At 34.1% G+C, this 21,883-nt stretch carries 21 protein-coding genes; 11 read left to right on the top strand and 10 right to left on the bottom strand.

The genetic code is table 11. The annotated features are described in order from the left end of the window. Positions 1-5 precede the first annotated feature (5 nt). Both H510_RS0102155 and H510_RS0102150 read left to right on the top strand, forming a co-directional pair. On the top strand, positions 6-998 hold the full coding sequence (locus tag H510_RS0102155) for a PorP/SprF family type IX secretion system membrane protein (RefSeq protein ID WP_036691661.1): 993 nt from the start codon (positions 6-8) through the stop codon (positions 996-998). A 368-nt stretch (positions 999-1,366) separates the two neighbouring features. Then, a complete protein-coding gene (locus H510_RS0102150) occupies positions 1,367-2,533 on the top strand; it encodes a beta/gamma crystallin family protein (RefSeq protein WP_026902806.1) in 1,167 nt (388 codons plus the stop codon). Between the two features lie 58 nt (positions 2,534-2,591). On the opposite strand, the gene H510_RS18085 is transcribed toward H510_RS0102150, so the two are convergent. Continuing rightward, complete coding sequence (locus H510_RS18085; RefSeq protein ID WP_036691610.1) at positions 2,592-3,803, bottom strand: MFS transporter; 1,212 nt, start codon at positions 3,801-3,803, stop codon at positions 2,592-2,594. A 153-nt stretch (positions 3,804-3,956) separates the two neighbouring features. On the opposite strand from H510_RS18085, the gene H510_RS0102140 reads away from it, so the two are divergent. From H510_RS0102140 to H510_RS0102120, 5 genes are all read left to right on the top strand, one after another. Further along, a complete protein-coding gene (locus H510_RS0102140; protein ID WP_026902805.1) occupies positions 3,957-4,334 on the top strand; it encodes a DoxX family protein in 378 nt (125 codons plus the stop codon). A gap of 94 nt (positions 4,335-4,428) precedes the next feature. Further along, positions 4,429-4,869 (top strand): hypothetical protein, encoded by a 441-nt coding sequence (locus tag H510_RS0102135; protein ID WP_026902804.1) that lies wholly within the window; start codon positions 4,429-4,431, stop codon positions 4,867-4,869. Positions 4,870-5,020: 151 nt separating this feature from the next. Continuing rightward, complete coding sequence (locus tag H510_RS0102130; RefSeq protein ID WP_026902803.1) at positions 5,021-6,106, top strand: efflux RND transporter periplasmic adaptor subunit; 1,086 nt, start codon at positions 5,021-5,023, stop codon at positions 6,104-6,106. Between the two features lie 23 nt (positions 6,107-6,129). After that, on the top strand, positions 6,130-9,369 hold the full coding sequence (locus H510_RS0102125) for an efflux RND transporter permease subunit (protein WP_026902802.1): 3,240 nt from the start codon (positions 6,130-6,132) through the stop codon (positions 9,367-9,369). Beyond that, a complete protein-coding gene (locus H510_RS0102120; protein WP_026902801.1) occupies positions 9,353-10,774 on the top strand; it encodes a TolC family protein in 1,422 nt (473 codons plus the stop codon). Before H510_RS0102125 ends, H510_RS0102120 begins: the two co-directional genes overlap by 17 nt. Positions 10,775-10,922: 148 nt before the next feature. On the opposite strand, the gene H510_RS18080 is transcribed toward H510_RS0102120, so the two are convergent. The 3 genes from H510_RS18080 to H510_RS0102105 all read right to left on the bottom strand — a co-directional run bounded on the left by H510_RS18080 (position 10,923) and on the right by H510_RS0102105 (position 13,472). Beyond that, positions 10,923-11,645, bottom strand: coding sequence for a phosphatase PAP2 family protein (locus H510_RS18080; protein WP_051291008.1), 723 nt, complete (start codon positions 11,643-11,645; stop codon positions 10,923-10,925). Positions 11,646-11,766: 121 nt separating this feature from the next. Further along, positions 11,767-12,021, bottom strand: coding sequence for a hypothetical protein (locus H510_RS0102110; protein ID WP_026902800.1), 255 nt, complete (start codon positions 12,019-12,021; stop codon positions 11,767-11,769). A gap of 17 nt (positions 12,022-12,038) precedes the next feature. Beyond that, positions 12,039-13,472 (bottom strand): NADP-dependent isocitrate dehydrogenase, encoded by a 1,434-nt coding sequence (locus tag H510_RS0102105; protein ID WP_026902799.1) that lies wholly within the window; start codon positions 13,470-13,472, stop codon positions 12,039-12,041. 308 nt (positions 13,473-13,780) lie between these two features. Here H510_RS0102105 and H510_RS0102100 point away from each other — a divergent pair, with 308 nt between their 5' ends. Beyond that, positions 13,781-14,329: a peroxiredoxin gene (locus H510_RS0102100; RefSeq protein WP_026902798.1), complete on the top strand. Its 549-nt coding sequence runs from the start codon at positions 13,781-13,783 to the stop codon at positions 14,327-14,329. A 484-nt stretch (positions 14,330-14,813) separates the two neighbouring features. Next, positions 14,814-15,395: a carboxymuconolactone decarboxylase family protein gene (locus H510_RS0102090; protein WP_026902797.1), complete on the top strand. Its 582-nt coding sequence runs from the start codon at positions 14,814-14,816 to the stop codon at positions 15,393-15,395. 483 nt (positions 15,396-15,878) lie between these two features. Here the strand turns inward: H510_RS0102090 and H510_RS0102085 are convergent, their stop codons facing one another. Both H510_RS0102085 and pnuC read right to left on the bottom strand, forming a co-directional pair. Continuing rightward, entirely contained in the window at positions 15,879-16,421 is a 543-nt protein-coding gene (locus tag H510_RS0102085; protein WP_026902796.1) for an AAA family ATPase, read from the bottom strand. Then, the gene (gene pnuC / locus H510_RS0102080) at positions 16,418-17,032 is read right to left on the bottom strand and encodes a nicotinamide riboside transporter PnuC (RefSeq protein ID WP_026902795.1); all 615 of its coding nucleotides are present in this window, start codon (positions 17,030-17,032) and stop codon (positions 16,418-16,420) included. Before pnuC ends, H510_RS0102085 begins: the two co-directional genes overlap by 4 nt. A gap of 969 nt (positions 17,033-18,001) precedes the next feature. Between pnuC and radA the strand changes: the two genes are divergently transcribed. Both radA and H510_RS0102065 read left to right on the top strand, forming a co-directional pair. Beyond that, positions 18,002-19,384: a DNA repair protein RadA gene (radA, locus tag H510_RS0102070; RefSeq protein WP_026902793.1), complete on the top strand. Its 1,383-nt coding sequence runs from the start codon at positions 18,002-18,004 to the stop codon at positions 19,382-19,384. A 120-nt stretch (positions 19,385-19,504) separates the two neighbouring features. Beyond that, positions 19,505-19,990: a DUF4920 domain-containing protein gene (locus H510_RS0102065; RefSeq protein ID WP_026902792.1), complete on the top strand. Its 486-nt coding sequence runs from the start codon at positions 19,505-19,507 to the stop codon at positions 19,988-19,990. A 372-nt stretch (positions 19,991-20,362) separates the two neighbouring features. Here H510_RS0102065 and H510_RS20645 read toward each other — a convergent pair whose 3' ends face one another. The 4 genes from H510_RS20645 to H510_RS0102050 form a co-directional block, all read right to left on the bottom strand. Then, entirely contained in the window at positions 20,363-20,428 is a 66-nt protein-coding gene (locus H510_RS20645; protein ID WP_425413789.1) for a hypothetical protein, read from the bottom strand. Between the two features lie 23 nt (positions 20,429-20,451). After that, positions 20,452-20,616, bottom strand: coding sequence for a type II toxin-antitoxin system RelE family toxin (locus H510_RS20355; protein ID WP_211226533.1), 165 nt, complete (start codon positions 20,614-20,616; stop codon positions 20,452-20,454). After that, complete coding sequence (locus H510_RS0102055; protein ID WP_026902791.1) at positions 20,616-20,825, bottom strand: hypothetical protein; 210 nt, start codon at positions 20,823-20,825, stop codon at positions 20,616-20,618. Before H510_RS0102055 ends, H510_RS20355 begins: the two co-directional genes overlap by 1 nt. Before the next feature lie 207 nt (positions 20,826-21,032). Next, entirely contained in the window at positions 21,033-21,842 is an 810-nt protein-coding gene (locus H510_RS0102050) for a hypothetical protein (protein WP_026902790.1), read from the bottom strand. Positions 21,843-21,883 lie beyond the last annotated feature (41 nt).

Below are 21,883 nucleotides of genomic sequence, written 5' to 3'. Positions count from 1 at the left end.
TTTTTATGTTATTCATACAATTGAGTATAGGGCTTAGCTATGCCCAGCAAAAACCTCAGTACACACAATATATTCTCAATAATTATATCATTAACCCTGCTTTAACAGGGATAGAAAACTATATTGATATTAAATTTACTAATCGTAAGCAATGGATTGGTTTAAAGGATGCCCCAGAAACCAGCTATCTAAGTATACATTTCCCTTTAGGTAAAAAAGATGAGCGTTTAACACCTACTTCTTTTGATATGACAGGTGAGAGTTTCTATGTATACAAATACCAATATGAATATATTACCTCGGCCCCGCACCATGGTTTGGGTTTTGTAGCGACTACTGATAAAGCAGGAGCATTAAAACAAAGCAATTTTAATATTACTTATGCCTATCATTTAGGTCTATCTGCACATGTAAATTTAGCTGTAGGGCTTAGTGCTGGGGTATCTCACAGTAATATCAATTTTGATGATTTAAAGCCGGGCGAAGCAGCAGACCAAGCTTTATCAAGTGGCCAAGTAAGTAGGCTTAAGCCTGATGTAAATGTTGGTGTTTGGTTATATGCACCCACCTATTTTGCTGGGGCATCTATACAGCAAGTATTGCCACAAAATATTGTTTTTAATGATGATAATACTTATAAAGAGGCTACCACTGTGCCTCACTATTTCATAACTGCTGGCTATAAATTTTGGTTTGATGATAATTATACCTTAATACCTTCGGTAATGTTAAAATGGATAAAACCATTAAAACCTACGTTGGATTATAATGTAAAATTTACTTTTAAAGATAAACTGTGGCTGGGTGGTAGCTATAGAGAGAGCGATGCTTTTTCTGGTATGTTAGGCTTTAATATATCTTCTTTGGTACACATCAGCTATGCTTATGATATAACAACATCTCCATTAAATGCTGTCTCAAAAGGTACTCAAGAAATCATGATAGGGTTAACACTTAATAATAAATATAAAGTATTACAACCAATTAGATTCTGGTGAAAATTAAAATGCCATCTTATTTTACGCAAACGTTTCATGTTTTTATAAAGAAATTAAATTAACTTTATAATACTATTATCGTCAAAAATTATTCTATATTATAATTTTATAAAACATATATTTTCTTTTTTATTAATACCAATGTTTGTTTTCTCCAATATCCTTTGGTATCACTAACTGGGTTATTACTTAATAGTCGACCAAATACAGATATTAGCCTAACCAATTGTAACATAAATAATACTTATTTTTAAATTAAAGCCCTCTTAAAGAAAGAGGGAGAAAGGAGGCTGGAAAACAAATCCAAATGACAAAAAATCTAATTTAACGAAACTCCAATTAAACAATAAAAACCATAAAAGTTAAACATGAAAAATAATTCAAATTCTATCTTAAGCTTTTCAGTAAAAAAAGCTTCTTTATTAACCATAATTGCAGCATCCGCCCTAGTTGTAGCTTGTAAAAAAGACACCAAAGAAACATCAGTAGAGCAGCTAAATACAAATGCAGGAAGTAAAAATGCAATTACTGTTGCGGCAGCAGAAAATGGTTCTGGTTGGTCAGAAATAACTTCTACCATTGAAGCTAACCAAAGGGTACATTTAGAAGAGGGTAATGGCGTAGAAACACGAACTTGGAATAATGGTGATGCTTGGTATATAAATGTTAGTGGAAGTACATCAGGTACCTCTTATGGCTCTAATAATGCAGCTAGTTATACCTACAGTGCTAGTAATAATAAAAGAAATACTTTTACACTGCACAAAGCTCCAGGAAACCGTTCTGAAATAAGAATTCAAGACAATTATGATACTGGTGATATTCGTCAATTTGAAGGTATTATTACTATTAACAATAATGTTTTTGCCAATAATGCGGTTTTCCAAATATGGGGAGGTATCATCATAAGTGGTGCGCAAAGAGCTACACTACTGCAAATTAGAGGTGATGGAGCTGTAAATGGAGGACAATTGAGAGTTGTGCCTAATGGAGTAACCAACGAAGTTGGTAGCCGTACTATTGCTACAAATATTTTAAACACACCTACAACAATTAATGTTGTGCATTTTCAAGAAATTGCATCAAGACCAGGACGTATTGTCATATATGTAAATGGTGATGAAAAATACTCTTGTGAAGAAAACCAAGTGCCAACAAATGGTGATGGGACTAATTACATGAAATATGGTAATTATGGCAGAGAAGATGAAGATGCTAATAAAACAAATTCTGTTGTAACTTGGTCTAATGTTAGGTATTGGGAAATACCAAAAGTAACAGTACGCCAAGGATGTAATTATACAGGTTGGAGTGCTAGTTTAAGTGTGGGTGATTATACTTTATCACAATTACAGGCTTTAGGTTTTGTTAACGATGACGCTTCATCAATAAGAGTTCCTTCAGGTTTAAGGGTTAGAGTTTACGCAAATAACAATTTTGATACTCTTATTGGAACTTATACCTCTGATCAAAGCTGCTTCAGTTCTTCAGTTAATGATAGAATATCTTCAATCAGAGTAGAGCAAGTACAGTAATAACCATTTTTCTATTTCAAAACAGAGGGTAGCTATTATTTCATAGCTACCCTTTTGTTTACAGTGTATTCTTAGTTTTGGTTCTTACATGTAATTGAGATACAAAATAGATACTTATTAAAGTAATAGCTATGCTGATATAACCTGTAATATCATAATGCAGAATAGCATTGTCGGCTCTTTTAACCACAATAAAACCTGATATCACCGAAGCTAAACCAACAAATATCTGTTGCACAGATGAGTTTATACTCATAAAACTTCCCCTTCTTTCTGTACTTACAACATTACTTACCATAGCTTGTGCAGGTATCATCCTTCCGCTTGATACAACAAACCAAAAACCGGTGATACATAAAACTTGGTAAAAAGGGAAATCAGGTAAGTTAGTTATCAACGCAATAGGTATAGTGGTTGTAATAGCCATCATGATAAACAGCCTATGTTTACCTATTTTATCTGCTAATTTACCTAAAAATGGAGAACTCACCAGCGTTAGAGCTCCACCAACCATGTATATCATGGGCGTTTGTACTTTACTAAACCCTTTATTAAATTCCATAAAAGGATTTAAAAAAGGGATAATCATGAAATGACCCAACATAATAGTTGCTGATAAAGCAAGAGCCAGCATTTGATTTTTATCTTTAGCAATATCTTTTATTAATCTTAAAGGACCAACTTTTTCACTTCCAGCGGGCTTTATATGTGTATCCATTTTAGGTAAATATTTCATTAAAAATGGTACTAGTATGACGCCTAAACCTGCAACAAAAAAGAAAGGACCATGCCAATTGAAAATATTAGCTAAATACAAAGAAAACGGAACACCAAAAACCGAAGCAACTGAGAATGCAGCCATAATAACCCCCATAGCCATTCCTCTTCTCTCGTAAGGAATCAAGTCTGCTACAATAGATAAAACTTGTGCCCCAATTAAACCTCCAAAAATACCAGCAACAATTCTGGAAACTAATAGTAAACTATAGGTTGGTGATAGCGCACAAAATAATGTCCCAATTAAAAAGCCAGCGTAAGCTCTTAATAATACTTGCTTTCTGTCGTATTTATCAACAAAAAAAGCAGCCAAAAAGCCCGATACACCTGCACTAAAAGTATAAGCTGCTACCAGCATAGAAAATTGCTGAGAAGAAATGTTAAAATAAGGCATCAAATAATTTCCCAAAGGCATCATAATCATGAAATCAAGAATATGAGTAAAGTTTAAAGCCGCAAGTAATAATAAAATAATCCTTTCTCTGCTGTTCATCTATTTTTAATTTTAGACAATATTAACCATCTACGATTAAAACAGTTGTAAATGTTTCAGCATTTGATTGTAATTTGTTCTTTACGTTCCTACTAATATTTAATATATTTAGTTTGTATTACTAAAAAATCTAAACCAAGTAAAACCAACATTATGAAAAGTAAAATACTATTTATTTTAAGTCTTCTTTTTGGGTTAATGTTTATCAATGCAGGATTAAATAAATTTTTAAATTATATGCCTATGCCAGAAGATATGCCCGAAAGTATGATAAAAGTCATGGTGGCTTACACAACCATCGTTTGGCTGATGCCATTAGTAGCGGTTGTAGAAATTGTTGGAGGTATTCTAATTATCATCCCAAGGTTTAGAGCATTGGCAGCTATCATGGTATTACCCATAACTGTTGGTATTTTACTTACCCATATCTTTAACGAGCCATCGGGTTTACCTATAGCTTTAGTCTTTTTTGCTGTAAATGTTTGGTTATTGTTTGAGTGCAGAGAGAAATATATCCCTATGCTAAAGTAAGATAATTTCTTAATGCCTATTAATGAAAATAACTTCTTTTCCAACAGGATATTAAGTTGCTTTTATTCTTTTAATATTTCTAACTTTGCACATCATGTTGAAGAGAAATAAAAACGAGAGTTTAAAAAGTAAGGTAAACCAATTACTCAGCTTAAACATGAAACTCTTTTTATTCTTTCTTACGCTTCTAACAAGCCTCCAGTTAAAAGAGTCATCCGCTAATGATAAATATGAGATTTTAACGCATCAGTATTTAACTCATAGCGGTACTTACGTTAAACAATATCATCCTCACTTACCATCAGAGTCTTTTCCCAAACCTTATCAGGAAGAAGCTGCTGATAATCAAGAGCGTTTTGAGCATATCAATGACCATATTGGGCTTTTAAATTGGAATATAACAACAGCTATTGATTCTTACAGCAGCTCATCCGTTAAAAGGTTATTTACTCAACTTTTACAGTCCTACCAAAACCAGCCTCAGGTTGCTTTATTTATTTTACACCATTCCTGGAAAAGCTATTTAATAGCTTAGTACTTTAAGGTTTAAATATTTCATTTAAGCCAATCTTTTAAAGGGATCATCGCAATTTATTTAACAATTCTAGTCTTTCTCACTACGTAGAAATTAGAAACTTATTGCTATATCCTTCCTTTTTTTAATCACTTATTATCAAAAAAATCGAATGAAAAAATTATTCATGCTTACCGCTATTGTAGGCATTGCTTTATTTTCTGCTTGTCAAAATCATGAACATGAAAAAGCAGAAGATACCAATTTTACTATTACTAGTCCAATTCAAAAAGATACCTCTGTGTATAAAGAATATGTGGGTCAGGTACAGTCTGCTAGTCATATAGAATTAAGATCTCAAGAACGAGGATATTTAGAAAAAATCTTTGTAGACGAAGGTCAGTTTGTTAAAAAAGGGCAATTGATGTTTAAGATTATGCCACTTATTTATGAAGCCGAAGTTGAAAAAGCAAAAGCCGAAATGAATTTTACGGAGATAGAGTATAGAAATACCAAAAGCCTTAGAGATAAAAACATTGTTTCTGAAAATGAGCTTGCTCTGGCAAAAGCTAAACTTAATAAAGCAAAAGCCGAACTTTCTTTAGCGCAAGCACATTTAGGTTTTACAGAAATAAGAGCCCCATTTGATGGAATTATGGATAGATTTCATACCCGTTTAGGCTCTTTGATAGAAGAGGGTGAGTTATTAACTACCCTATCTAACAATAGTAAAATGTGGGTGTATTTTAATGTGCCTGAAGCCGAGTATCTAGATTACGTAAAGCTTGCTAAAACCAAAGATGCGCAAAAAGTATATCTGCAAATGGCAAATAAAGAAACTTTTGATTACCCGGGCTTTGTTGAAACTATTGAAGCCGATTTTAATAACGAGACAGGTAATATCGCTTTCAGAGCCACTTTTCAAAATCCTAAAGGTATTCTTAGACATGGTGAAACAGGCAACATCATGATGCCTGTGGTACTTAAAAGTGCTATTATCATTCCTCAAAAAGCAACTTTTGATGTTTTAGACAAAAAGTTTGTCTACATCGTAGATAAAAATAATGTCTTAAAAGCCAAGCAAATTACTGTTGCTTATGAATTACCTCATATATACATTCTAGAGTCTGGCTTAAGTGTAAAAGATAGAATTCTTGCTGAAGGTTTAGGAAAGGTTAAAAATAACGAGCAAATAAAAGGCGAGTTTGTGCCTTTTGAGAAAGAAATGGCCGAGTTAAATCATTTACATGCCGAATAAGGCCTACATCTAAATTTAAAATCATGTTTAACAAGTTTATAAAAAGGCCGGTTCTGGCAATTGCCCTTTCTGTGGTAATTGTTTTCATGGGACTATTGGCCATTAACTCTTCGCCAGTTGCACAGTTTCCAGAAATAGCACCGCCAAGGGTAAATATCTTTATAGAATTTCCGGGGTCTAATGCCGATGTTTTGGTAAAATCCACTTTAACTATTATAGAAAGAGCTATTAACGGTGTACAAGGTATGCAATACATTCTTTCTGATGCAACAAGTGCCGGCGAAGCAACTATTGAAGTAATTTTTGAGCCAGGTACAGATCCCACACTTGCAGCAGTAAGAGTAAAATCTAGGGTAGATCAAATCATGACCAATTTGCCTCCATTGGTGCAAAGAGAAGGTGTAATTATCTCGCCTTTACAACCCAGCATGTTGATGTATCTGAACCTCTACAGTAAAGAAAAAAATGTAGATGAAAAGTTCTTATTCAATTATGCTAACACATACATCTTACCAGAATTACAACGTATAAAAGGGATGGGTTTTGCCCAAGCCATAGGTAGTAGGTCTTTTGCTATCAGAGTTTGGTTAAATCCCGAGCGTATGAGAGCTTATAGCATTTCTGCCGATGAAGTTTTAAAAGCTATAGACGAACAAAGTGTTTTGGCCAGACCAGGTAGGGTTGGCTTAAGCTCCGGTAAAACCGCACAATCACAAGAATATGTTTTTACCTATAAAGGATGGTATAATACACCAGAACAATACCAGAATATTGTGATTAAGGCTAATGCCGATGGTGAAATACTAAAGTTAAAAGATGTAGCCGAGGTTGAGGTAGGTAGTGAGTTTGTGGATATTTATTCTAATAAAGACGGCCATCCTTCAGCATCACTCGTACTTAAACAAAACCCAGGCAGTAATGCCAATATGGTTATTGATGAGGTAAAGGCAAAGCTTCAAGAGCTTAAAAAAGATTTCCCTTCGGGTGTTGATTATGAGATTAACTATGATGTTTCAAAGTTTGTTGATGCCTCTATAGATAAAGTGCTACATACCTTAGTAGAAGCCTTTATTTTGGTAGCTATTGTTGTCTTTATTTTCCTTGGCGATTGGCGCTCTACCATTATCCCTATTCTTGCCGTACCGGTCTCTCTTATTGGTGCCTTTGCACTAATGAATTTCTTCGGCCTCAGTATCAATCTCATTACACTTTTTGCCTTAGTGTTGGCCATTGGTGTAGTCGTTGATGATGCTATTGTTGTGGTAGAGGCCGTCCACGTGAAAATGGAAGAAGAACACCTCTCCCCTTGTAATGCTGTAAAGAAAGTAATCAGAGAAATTAGCGGGGCTATTATTGCTATTACATTGGTGATGACTTCGGTATTTGTTCCTGTTGCTTTTATGACCGGACCTGTGGGCGTACTTTATCGTCAGTTTTCTTTAACTATGGCAAGTGCCATTGTGATATCGGGTTTTGTAGCACTAACACTTACACCTGTTTTGTGTGCCATGTTACTTAAAAACACACATGGTAAGCCCAAAAGAAAAACACCTATTAATATGTTTATAGATTGGTTTAACCAAACTTTTGAGCGTATTACCGGAAAATATACCAAATTCTTAACCCTTATTGTCAACAGAAGAGTTGTAACTTTTGGTATCCTTATTTTATTTGCTTTTGGGATAGTAGGTGTAAATAAAATTCTTCAGGCGGGTTTCATCCCAAGTGAAGACCAAGGGCAGATTTACGCAATTATTCAAACCCCTCCGGGTACCACGCTTGAGCGTACAAATGAGATTTCAAGAAAGCTTCAGCTTATAGCAAGAAAGATAGAGGGGGTTTCATCAGTTACTTCATTAGCTGGTTATGAAATACTTACCGAAGGGCGTGGTTCTAATGCTGGTACTTGTTTAATCAATTTGAAAGATTGGTCAGACCGTGAGCAATCTGTTAAAGAGGTTATTGAAGAGTTAGAAGAAAAATCAAAAGATCTTCCTGCTAATATCGAGTATTTTGAACCTCCTGCTGTACCGGGTTACGGAACATCAGATGGTTTTTCTTTACGTTTATTAGATAAAGGTAGCGATGTAGATTATCAAGAGTTTGATAAAATTAATGCTGAGTTTCTAGCGGCTTTAAAAGAAAGAAAAGAGCTAAGTGGCTTATTTTCTTTCTATTCTGCAAAATATCCGCAGTATGAAATTCTGGTTGATAATGAATTGGCTATGCAAAAAGGAGTTTCTGTAGGAGATGCTATGGAGAACTTAAATGTAATGATTGGTAGTACCTATGAGCAAGGCTTTATTCGCTTTAATAATTATTACAAGGTTTATACCCAGGCAGGTCCAGAGTTTAGGAAACAACCATCAGATATCTTAAATATGTTTATTAAAAACGAGAGTGGAGAAATGGTTCCTTATTCTGCATTTATGAAGATTAAGAAAACACAAGGACCAAATGAGATAGCTCGTTACAACTTGTATATATCGTCTTTAATAAGTGGTGTTCCGGCAAACGGTTATTCTTCTGGCGATGCTATAGAAGCTATTAAAGAAGTAGCAGCAAAAACTTTACCTCGTGGTTATGACATTGCCTGGGAAGGTCTTTCTTATGATGAAGCAAGAAGAGGAAACGAAGCTTTGTATTTATTCTTAGTAGTATTATTCTTTGTTTATCTGATTTTAGCTGCACAGTACGAAAGTTTTATTCTGCCTTTGGCGGTTCTACTATCGTTGCCTCCGGGTATATTTGGCTCTTTTTTCTTGTTAAAAGCTATGGGCTTAGCCAATGATGTTTATGCACAGGTTGGTTTAATTATGCTGGTTGGTTTGTTAGGAAAAAATGCTGTATTAATTGTAGAATTCGCCGTCCAGAAACATCATAAAGGCGCTACCGTATTAGAAGCTGCTATAGAAGGGGCGAAAGCTCGTTTCAGACCAATATTAATGACTTCCTTTGCCTTTATTGCCGGTTTAATTCCTCTGGTAATAGCTACTGGTCCTGGGGCTGTGGGTAACCATACTATTGGTGCATCTGCATTAGGTGGTATGCTTTTCGGAACCATTTTCGGTGTTATAATAGTGCCTGGCCTCTATTTCATTTTTGGTAAGCTACAAGAAGGTAAGCATTTGATTAAAGATGAAGATGAAAACCCATTAAGTGAAGACTTTGTAGAAAGCCATTCTGATTCTGCATTAAGCAAGAAAATCCAAAAAATTATTAAACGCATTAGAAATAAAAAAGACGATGAAAATAACAGCTAAATATGTTGTACTTGTCATCTGTATAGTATGGCTTGGTGCGTGTAAAGTACCAGTTGTAAGCAGTAAACAAGAAAATAAAGTAACTCCTATTACCTATAACAGTTCTCAGGATACTTTAAACTCGGCAAAAATGAAATGGAAAAGCTATTTTAAAGAGCCTCAATTGATAGCCCTTATTGATACTGCCCTTGCTCATAACCAAGAATTAAACATCACTTTACGTGAGATAGAAATAAGTAAAAACGAGGTTAGAGCTAGGAAAGGAGAATATTTACCATTTATACATTTAGGAGGTGCTGCCGGTTTAGACAAAGCGGGTAAATTCACTTGGGACGGTTTCTCTGAAGATGATTTAAAAGAAAATCCTGAAAAAGGACCCAAATATGTTGGCGATTTTAAAATAGGTTCTTTTTTATCTTGGGAATTAGATGTATGGAAAAAGCTTCGTAATGCTAAGAAGGCGGCTGTTTTAAGGTATTTAGCAACTATCGAAGGGAAAAACTTTATGGTTACTAATCTCATTTCAGAGATAGCGAGTTCTTATTACGAATTGATGGCTTTAGATAATTTATTAGGAATTATCAAGCAAAATATAGAGTTGCAAGACAATGCACTTCAAATTGTTAAATTACAAAAAGAAGCTGCAAAAGTATCTCAATTAGCTGTAAACCGTTTCGAGGCGCAATTGCTCTATACCAAAAATCTGCAATTTGAGATTCAGCAAAAAGTGATAGAAACAGAAAATAGAATTAACTTTTTAACCGGACGTTTTCCGCAAAAGGTAACTCGTAATGCAGCCGTATTTAATCATGTTACTATTGATTTTATTGCTGCTGGTGTTCCATCGCAATTATTGCAAAATCGTCCTGATATTCATCAGGCTGAGTTAGAACTTGAAGCAGCAAAATTAGACGTAAAAGTCGCTCGAGCTAATTTTTACCCATCATTTAGTATACAAGCCGGTTTAGGTTTTCAGGGTTTTAACCCAACTTATTTGCTAAAGCCAGAATCATTAATATATAATCTGACTGGCGATTTGGTAGCGCCATTGGTAAATAAGAATGCTATTAAAGCAACTTATTTTAATGCAAATGAAAAGCAAATACAAGCGGTTTTTAATTATGAGCGTTCTATCTTAAATGCACATATAGAAGTGGTGAATCAACTTTCTAGAATTGATAATTTTAGTAAAAGTTATGAAACTAAAGCAAAAGAAGTAGATATTTTAACACAATCAATAACTATTTCAAACAATTTATTTAGTTCTGCTAGGGCAGATTATATAGAGGTTTTATCTACACAAAGAGAAGCTTTAGATGCTAAAATAGATTTAATAGAAATCAAGTTGAAACAGCTAGATGCACAAGTAAATATTTACAAAGCATTAGGCGGCGGTTGGAATTAACTTCTGACTTTTAATAAAAAAGAGGCTGTCTCAAATCACCACTTTGTGTCAGGCTGAGCGGAGTCGAAGCCTTTTCTGAGTATATCAGAGAACATTTCGACTCCGCTCAATGTGACAAATATGATTTATGAGACAGCCTCTTTTTTATTTAATGATGTTTAGCATGTAATTTTTTATCTAGCCAATAAGTAGCTTTAGTGGTTAATATACCTATTCCGGCTCCAGTAATCACATCACTAAAATAATGCCTGTTATTATACATTCTTAAAGCTCCAGTTGCTCCGGCAGCTAAATATCCGCTATAACTTAAAATAGGTGCTGTATGTTTAAATTCTTGATGTAAAATTTCAGCTCCTACAAAAGCAGTTGCAGTATGTCCAGATGGGAAAGAATTTCTAGCACTAGCATCTGGTCTTAATAAATGGGTATTGGTTTTTAAAAGATAAACTGTACCAGCCATCAATATAGTAGAAGCTGCATGCAATTTAAACGTTTGCAACATATCATGCTCACCTTTGTTACCTGCTAATTTCATAGAAAATGCAAGCAAAGAAGGAGAAAATTGTAGGTAATTATCAACCTTAGTTCCAAATTGTGGATGATGCTCTAAAATTTCTTCTCTAAATTCTGAGTTAATTTGTCTCAAAGGATGACTTTGAATAGCCATAAAACCATAAGTTGTAAATGCTATAGGAATAACCAAGTTTTTAGTAGTTCTTGAGAATTGTTGTAGATGATATGCTACTTCTTGATGGTTTTTTGGTGCTATACTCATCACATTATTCGTGGCAAATGTATCTGCATCTTGAGCAAAACTTTTGAAGCTGATAAGCACTAAAAACTTCAAAAAATAAATTGGATTAATTTTCATTCCTAGATTTTGTAACGACTATTAAATATACAAAAATCTTTATATAATGAATAAAAATTAAAGGCTCGAGCCTGTTTTAATAATTTTCTCGAGCCTTTTATAGTATTGAATTTACTCTTTTTTAATTAACCAATTCTATATTAATTTCTGTATTCAATTTTACTTTATAAGCTTGCTTTTGGATATGCTGACGAAAATCATACAACTCTTTTTGTAATTGTTTGATACAGTTTTCACGCATTTTTATATCCTCTTCATTTGCATGGATATTGTTGATTTTATTCTCGTGAAATTTAATCTTAACCTGAATCATTTGCGTTAATAAATCCTCCGCTTCTTGCGATGAATATACTCCTTTTAAAATTGATGTATTCATTTCTTTATGATTTAAATTTACTGTCCTTGCCCTAATGAGAATCCTGCTTTTCCATCAAAATGGTAAAGGTTTTCTGTTTTAATAACTTCAATATCATGTGCAATTGCGCTTGCTAATAAATCAACAATTGCCGCATTATTTATGTTGTCTTTTTGAGTTTGAAATCTGCATCTCCAGTGGTCTGTACAAAAAGTTTCTTTAAAACCTTCTGGCCATACTTTAATACCTCTGTTGGTAATCATCTTCAAGTAAACCTGCTCGTTTTCCATGTTTTTAAGTTTAGTAGCTAATTCATCAGGGTTAAGACCTTTCCAATCTACAAAAACGTCAACCCCAACAAGTTCTTTTTTAGCAGGTGCTTTACGCTGATATTTTGGTAGGCTTAAAGCCGAGCTATTGGCATAATTAACAGGCTTAAATACTTTAGGCTTTTGCTCTAGATTTTCTATTACAGCATCTGCAAACTCTTTAGTTCCTACTTTTTTCTTACTTACACCTTCTACATAAATATCTGGTGTATGAGTACCTTCTTCAATAGTTTTTAACCAAGCGTTATGTACTTTCTCTGCAACATCTGTTTGCCCAATGTGGTTCAACATCATTACGGCGCCTTGTAGTAAACCCGATGGATTCGCGATGTTTTTACCTTTAATATCTGGTGCTGTACCATGTATGGCTTCAAACATAGCGCATTCTTCTCCAATGTTAGATGAGCCTGCTAAGCCTACCGAACCTGTTATTTGCGCTGCAATGTCTGATATAATATCACCATAAAGGTTTTGCATTACAATCACATCAAAATCTTCCGGAGAATCTGCAACCTTAGCTGCGCCAATATCAACAATCCAATGTTCGTTTTTAATTTCTGGATACTCAGCAGCTATTTCATTAAACACTTGATGAAATAATCCATCAGTTTGTTTCATAATATTATCTTTTGAAAAGCAGGTTACTTTCTTTCTGTTTTGTTGTTTTGCATACTCAAAAGCATAACGGATAATTTTCTCGCATCCTGGTCTGCTAATCAATTTTAGGCATTGTACAACTTCATCAGTTTGCTGATGCTCTATACCTGCATACAAATCCTCTTCGTTTTCTCTGATGATAACCAAATCCATTTTAGGATGTTTGGTGCTTACAAAGGGATGTAAACTTATACAAGGGCGTACATTAGCATATAAGCCTAAAAATTTTCTGGTACTTACATTTAAACTTTTATAGCCACCACCCTGCGGCGTGGTAATAGGAGCTTTTAAGAAAACCTTATTTCTTCTTACAATATCCCAAGATTCGGGAGAGATACCAGAAGTATTTCCTGAAAGATAAACCTGTTCTCCGATAGCAATTTCATCAACCTCAATGCGGGCACCGGCAGCCATTATAATCTTTAATGTAGCATCCATAATTTCTGGACCAATCCCGTCTCCTTTTGCGATAGTTATTTTTTTCATTATGCTTATTGAATTAGTGAACACTGCAAATTTGTAGATTATTATTCATTAATTATTATTTATATAAGATATAGTATTCATAAGTTTTTTTAATGATTTACTATGCTTCCATACTAAAATGCTTTAAATGATAATTTAACGGCAGTAGCGTGTCTTTTATATTATACTAACTAAAATTCTCATGAAATAGTGTTTGATTATGTTATTGTTTTCATCTATTTGATTATAGTTATTATATATATCAAAACTATTGCCTTTGCCTTTATAAGAAACTATCTTTGCGGCTTCAAATCTAAAACATATATATCATGATTGGCGTAGGAGAAAAATTCCCAACATTTTCAAAATTAGCAGTAACCAGCCTAGAAAAAGGCAAAGAATTTGAAACCATTACTTCAGATTATTTAGTAAACGATGACAACGTATGGACAGTAATGTTCTGGTGGCCAAAAGATTTTACTTTTGTTTGCCCAACGGAAATTGCTGAGTTTAATAAAAACTTTGGTGAGTTTAGAGACAGAGAAACCCGTTTAATTGGTGCCTCTACAGATTCAGAATTTGTTCACTTAGCTTGGAGAAATAATCACGATGATTTACGCGGTCTTAAATTTCCAATGCTTGCAGATACTTCTAAATCTTTAGCTCAGGATTTAGGCATCCTAACTAATGATAATGAGAAAGTAGCTTACAGAGCAACGTTTATTATAGATCCAACAGGTATCATCCGTTGGGTATGTGTAAACGATTTAAGCGTAGGACGTAACGTAAAAGAAGTTTTACGTGTGTTAGACGGTTTACAAACTGATGAACTTTGCCCTTGCAATTGGGAAAAAGGACAAGAAACATTAACTGTTTAAGACATTTTTTTAAGCTGTTTCATAGCAAACAATTTTATCTTATTTGCCAAGATTTTATTCTTGTCGGTTTCCAACTCAGCTTAGTTACACTTAGTTGTATCTTCTGAAGTTTAATAACTTCTTGTTATAGAAAGATATTTGATATAAATCAATATGAATTGACGTTTTTAGGTAGTTCGATAGTCGAGCCCAAGCATTAACAACCGTTTACTTCCAATTCCGCCTTGGCGGTTGCGGAATCTACAGGACTAGCCCTAGCAGAACCTTTAGAAGCAAGCGGCGCAGCGGAGAGTTTTTGGTTACTTTTTGCGGAAAAAAGTAACTTGACATGGCCGGTCAAGAGGCCGGAAAGCTTGTGCGTTAATGCCTGATTTTGAAATATTTTAACGTCAGTAGTAAGAGAGTCGAAGGAAACAAGATAAACTGCCTTTATGAAACAGCTTTTTTTGTTGCTTCATATCATCATCATTTAAGAATCAGAAGAATGGAAAATATTAAAGAAACTACTCAAGAGTTATTAGCAATTTTTGGTTTATCTAATTTAGATAACAAAGCATTAGCCTTATTAAATGAAACCGAATTTAAGTATTTAAGAGATTTAAAGTTAAACTTAAATAGCACTTTAACATCAGAGTTCTTATCAGAAAAAGAGTGCGGCTTAATAGGTTTAAGTGTGGCAACAAACAACCAAAATGCTATTTTAATTGATTTTTACCATAGCTATGCTGTACAACATGGCGCTACAGCAGATGAATTGGCTGAGGCAGTTTCTTGCGCTTCCTTATTAGCATCTAATAATATTTTTTACCGTTTCCGTCATTTTACTCAAAAAGAGAAATACACTCAAATTCCTGCCCGTATCAGAATGCAAATTATGATGAAACCCGTAACCGGGAAAGAGTTTTTTGAGCTATTAAGTTTAGCCATATCGGCCGTTAATGGTTGCGAAATGTGTGTTAATGCTCACGAAGACTCTTTAATTAAATTGGGTACTACAGAAGAAAGAATTTTTGATGCAGTAAGAATTGCCTCTTTAGTTACAGCCACCGGTAAAGTTATTTATTAGGCTTTACGATTAATTATTTTACAATTTTAGAAATTGTGGAAAACTATTTTAACAAAATTGTTTAAATGATTTGCTTGTAAGTGCATATTTTTCTTAAATTAGTATTAAGGTTAATCATCCCTTAAAGCAGTACACACACATCAATTACTTTAAGGACAAATAAGTTTTAATTGTTAACAAACAAAGCCTGTATGAATTTCATGCAGGCTTTGTTTGTTTAGCTCTTTTAAAAAATAATCAAGGCTTTAGAAGTCGTCTAGCAGGTAACCAGAACAATTAAAATTTCTGCTTTAAATATCTTAAAATATTTTTTAGAAAATTAGTAATTTTTATTCAAAAAATACACTAAGCCCCTTGCTTAGAGCTAGCTTACAGCTACCTTACGGCAACCTTACAGCTACCCCCTCAAAAACATTTTTCAAAAAGTGCATTTCCAGCGTTTAAATAGGGCATTAAATTTGGTGTTTTCATCATAAAAATACACTAAGGGGTGTATTGGCTTTTCTTTAAAAACGCATCAATAGCATAGATAACATTATGCAGTCGGTTGGTTACACCACCAACTTCTACATAGTTAGCATGTAAAGCTTTTAACTCTTTACGCCATACCTCCATAAAATAATCACTCAAGCCCTCAAAATCTCTTAGCGGGTCTGGTTCCCAAGGGATATCATTTTTTAGAAGAATATAAAAATCGTACTTATGTCTTTTCAAAGCATCTAATACAGGTTGCGGAGTTTCTCCTAATTGGTAATCGCTCCAGATTTTAACGGTTAAGAAAGTAGTATCGCAAATCAATAAATCTGTATGACAAGCCACTTCCATAGCTTCTTCTAAGGCAATTTGCCCATAAAACATATTAAGCTCATCCTGTAAAGTACAAGGTGCTGTTAAGGCCGCACAATAATAACGGGCATACTCTGGCACCCAAAGCGTTTTATAATGTTGTGCTAAGCCTTTGGAGATAGTGCTTTTCCCGGTAGACTCTGGCCCTACAATGGCTATTTTGATGATTTTTTTATTCATGCCCTTGATAAATCTTTATAACTTTTCTTCCAATCTATATAACCTTTTAAAGCTATAAACAAGAAAACAAAATAAAGTAATGCGGTTGCCATTAAATTTTTATGAATATATAAAGGGATATAAACGGCATCAACCCATATCCAAATGAGCCAGTTTTCTAACTTTTTACGCGTCATAAGAAACTGTGCTATAAAACTGGTAGCTGTACAAAAACCATCAATATAAGGAACATCAGAGTCGGTAAAATTATCAAGCAGATATCCAAAAGTTATACTGGCACTTAAAAGAACTATAATAGCAACAAGCCATTCATTTTTAGTGAGTTTGGTAATAGGCCTTTCTGATATAAAGGTTTTGTTTTTTCCAAAACCCCAATAATACCAGCCATAAATAGCCGTAAAAAGAAAATAGAATTGTAAAATAGTGTCTCCGTAAAGTTTTGCTTCATAAAAAATATAGATATAAGTAACAATACTTAAAATAGAAATAGGCCAGTTTAGGATATTTTCTTTAGCTGCCAGATACACACATAGCGCACCAGTAATTACCCCAAACCATTCTAGATAGCCAATAGCTTTAAACTGATGTATGATTTCTTGAAGTACCTGCATAAAAAATCTTTGATTAAATCATTTTAGCCAAGATATAGTTAAATAAATGACGTCTTAATTGCAATCTAATAATTGAGGTAAATATATTAAAAGAGGCTTTCTTACCCTAGCCGGGTAGTGGCTTCTTTCTTTTCCTTGATGAAAAGAAACAAAAACGAGGAACGAGTTCATGAATGCCTAAGAAAAAAATAAACAAATCAAGGCTGATGAATATTTGTCGTTTCGTCTAAATAAATCTTTATGCACAATCCTGAGTGGTGTGAATGGTTTTACTTGATGAAGGTTTCTAAAACAACCGTCGGATTGTTTTCCGATACTGTTTTATGAAAGTTTATGCAAAAGATTTACTTACCTACACTTCCAAATCTTCATAGGCTGTTCTTCTTTCTTCTGAGAATGTTATTTAATTATTTAAGGCAGTCCCTAAAAATCCGCTCTTTAGGGTCTTTATACTTTATACTCTGTACTTTTTACTATTCAAATCTCCACTTCTGAGGTTCTTTTTACTTTCTACTTCCAGAAAGGAACAAACATTCATAAAAAACAGACTATCCCGAAGTGCATGAGCAATCCCCCAGAGCCGGAAAGACGAAAAAACAGGAGCAGGAACAAAAAAGTTAGCACAACCAAGCCTATAGCGCATGCGGTTTTGTGTTCGAGTTTGTAAAAGCATTCATAAAGCACAACCGAGCAAAAATAAGCGCTAATTGTTTTTGAGTGTGGGTAAGGGATGTGCGACAAAGGCTCCTGTGGGATTGATCAGGACTTTTGGTTCCTTTTGGTCCCTAAAAAGGAACGAGCCTCGCCGGCGATAGAGGCGGAGAATTATTATCATTAAAGATGTTATGAACTATTCGGTTATTCGTAGTAGACTCAGCATAACTCACATCTCTCTTACTAAAGCAACATCAACCCTTGCAACTGTGGCAATAAACCTCGTACTTCGTAGAGGAACAAAACAAAATTGTCTTGGCTAAAACTAAATCTTCTTATTTCTGTCAGAGTTGTGGATACGAATCTCCAAAATGGTTAGGAAAATGTCCTGCATGCCAGCAATGGAACACTTTTGTTGAAGAAGTGGTAGAGAAAAAATCCAGTGGTGTACCCGATTGGAAAAGTGCCGGAAGCACATCACTCAGCAGAGTAAACAAGCCCTCTAAAGTTCAAGAAATTGTATATACAGAAGAACACCGTTTGGTAACTCCAGACAAAGAATTAAACCGTGTATTAGGCGGTGGTATTGTAGGTGGTTCTTTAGTATTGATAGGTGGCGAGCCCGGCATAGGTAAATCTACCTTGATGTTGCAATTGGCTCTTATTGTTCCTAATCTAAAAGTACTTTATGTATCTGGTGAGGAAAGCGAGCAGCAAATTAAGCTCAGGGCAGAGCGTATTTTGTCTAAACCTGTATCAGATTGTTATATTCTTACAGAAACATCAACACAAAATATCTTTAAACAAATAGAGCTTCTTGAGCCTAATTTGGTCATTATCGATTCTATCCAAACCTTACATTCATCACATATAGAATCAACACCAGGAAGTGTTTCGCAAGTGAGAGAATGTACGGCAGAACTCTTACGTTTTGCTAAAGAATCATCAACTCCTGTATTTTTAATTGGGCATATTACCAAAGATGGGATGATAGCTGGACCAAAAATATTAGAGCACATGGTTGATACCGTTTTGCAGTTCGAAGGCGATAGGCATCATGTTTACCGGATATTAAGAGCTATAAAAAACAGATTTGGCTCAGCATCAGAATTGGGCATTTATGAAATGGAAGGCACAGGGCTTAGAGAAGTTTCTAATCCTTCAGAAATACTATTATCACAAAGGGAGGAACCTTTAAGTGGTGTTACCATATCAGCCACTATGGAAGGTATGCGCCCCATGTTGATAGAAACCCAAGCATTAGTAAGTACATCGCCTTACGGTACGCCACAGCGCTCTGCCACAGGTTTTGATACCCGACGTATGAATATGCTTTTAGCTGTTTTAGAGAAAAGGTGCGGATTTAAATTGGGCGCAAAAGATGTTTTTCTTAATATAGCCGGTGGTATTAGGGTAGAAGACCCGAGTATAGACTTAGGCTTGGTAGCGGCAATTATTTCTTCGCATGAGGATATTCCGGTTTCTTATAAAGTTTGTTTTGCTGCCGAGGTAGGTTTATCAGGAGAGATTAGAGCCGTTACCCGTATAGAACAACGTATTGCAGAGGCTCAGAAATTGGGTTTCGAGCAAATCTTTATCTCTAAATACAACAAAAAAGGTCTAGATATTAGTAAGTTTAATATCGAGATTAAAACAGTAGCCAAAGTAGAAGAGATGTTTAGCTTATTGTTTGGATAAGTTGTTTTATCGTAAAAATTTATATTTTTCTTCATAGGTAGGATTTAAATGAGAAAGAAAAAACTCATTTTTGTACATCATAAAATCTTGTGCTACCAAACAAGTTATAATATATTAAAGATGAAAAGAATATTACAACTCTCTTTTATAGCGCTTTTTGCTATTTCTTGTAATTCTATCTCACAAAAAGTAGAATTAAAAGGGCCACAATTAGTTAATGGCACTACCTACGGCGATTCTGTTTTTGATAATAATATACAAAGTTTAGAGGCTGTAAAAGCAATTGCAGAAAAATCTGGCGCTACCAATGCCAAAATTAAAGGCGAGATTGCAGAGGTTTGTCAGAAAAAGGGCTGTTGGTTAAAATTAAAATCAGCAAATGGCGAAGACTTACATGTGACTTTTAAGGATTATGCGTTTTTTGTTCCTAAAGATATCGCTGGAAAAACTGTTGTTTTAGATGGTGTTGCAAAGATAGATACTGTTTCTGTAGAAACCCAAAGACATTATGCAGAAGATGCCGGAAAGTCTCAGGAAGAAATCAATAAAATAACTACTTCTAAAGTAAAGCTTAGCTTTGAAGCTAAGGGAGTTGTGGTGATGTAAGGTGCTTAGTTTAGTAAAAAAAACGGGTTGAAGTAAATTTTCAACCCGTTTTTGTTTATGACTTTTGATAAAAACTTAATTGTGTTATCTAGAAAATTAAAATATAGAACTAGCACCTACATTCATAGCTAAATTAACGTAACTAATTATTAATCCAGATATCAAATGTATTACCGAGATTAGAATATTTAAATATAAGCCTGTTCTATCAAACTTAATTCTAATATACTTTAAGGTAACGAAGATTTCTAATAAAATATAAAACGCTGTACAAACTAGAATTAAGTTTGTACCTTATTTTTCATAAGAAATAATATCGCAATAAAAAAAACAGGAATTAAATGATAAATTGATACTTTTTTATACATGTTTCTATTGATAAATATCTTTTCTGTGTCCTAAGTCAATAACATCTACTATAAGTACATCATCAAAAATATCATAGATAATCCGGTAATCAGCTATGCGTATCCTAAACCATCTCTACCCTTTAGCTTTTTATATTCTGTTGGTCTTGGATTATCGGCAAGGCTATAAATGGCTTCCTTAATGTTAGAATAATAAGGCTCGTTAATTCTCTCAAGAGCTTTAATAACGCTCTTCTTTAAGTTTACCTGATAAGCCATTATTTAGCTTTGCGTTTGGCTTCAATCATTTCAAAGGCTTCATGAAGAGGAACAGAAGGTTCATTTGATTTTTTAGCTTCATCATAAAGCTTTATATCTTCTAACTCTTCTAGCTCTTCCATAATAGCTTTAAAATCCTTTATAGGAAGTACTACAGATATTTTTTTACCTGCATTATCTGTAATGTATTGTGGTTTTATTGCTATCATAACTTATTCTATATCGTAGTTAAATTTTGTTTTTAACATCCTCATCTATTTCGAACATGTAAGATAAATATAATATAAATCAACTAAAACCTAAAAATTATCCTATAGGATGGTGAATTGACAGTATAAGTCTATGTAAATATTTTTATGTTTTGTTATGCTATATAAGAAAACGGGTGGAGATTTTACCTCAACCCGTTTTTTGTTTTATGGCTGTATAGCAACAGTTCTTTCTGTGGGGTTAAAGGCATTACTAACGGTTTTCCCGTTTTTATCAACCAGTTCTATTCTGATTTTTAAATCTCCAGCAGGTGCACCTTTAATAAAATAAGGCGTCCAGTTATCTACTATAAAAGAAGTATCAGCTACACCAACTTTAACTTTATAATCATTCGGAGAAATTTTAGCATTGCTTACAAAGAAGTCTAACAATACGTTTTCAGTATCTTTTCCTTTATAATCGCCTTTTGGTCTGCTATAAAATAGCATTGGTTCTTTAGGCGCAGGAAGCGCTACATATTTACCATTTTCATCAATTTTAAATTTAGTTAAAACAGATGCTCCGGCAGATTTGACCGATAAATGGTAAGATCTGGATAGGAAATTAAGTAAAATATGTTCGGTATTTTTAGCTAAAGTAATGGTATTTGTAGGTTTATATAATGCTTGATAAGGCTGATTATCTAGTATAAAATGTATATGTTGTCCTTCGGCAGAGTTTGCACAATGTTCTGCTGGCATATTTGCTGTTTGCTTGGTAAGCTCGTAATTTTTAACATCAAAATTAAAAATTACTTTAACAGAGTCTGTACCAGCAGGCTGTGTAGATACATTTTTGATAGTGAGCTGAGCATCAGGAAAATCATTGTTTTCTTGCAGAGCCTCTATGCTTAAACTGCTATTCTGAACAGAATCTTGATGTTCGGCATCTGCCTTGTTGTTTGCTTGGTTGCAAGCTGTGGTGGCCATAAAAAGGGTTATGGCGCCTAATAACGTGGATTTTAAATTTAATTTCATGATTTTAATTGTTTGATAGCCTATTTGTAGTTAAACACTAA

The organism is Pedobacter glucosidilyticus DSM 23534 (assembly GCF_000425145.1).
Classification (GTDB): domain Bacteria; phylum Bacteroidota; class Bacteroidia; order Sphingobacteriales; family Sphingobacteriaceae; genus Pseudopedobacter; species Pseudopedobacter glucosidilyticus.
The sequence above is the reverse complement of the archived record's forward strand: the minus strand, read 5'-3'. Positions and strand labels throughout refer to the sequence as shown.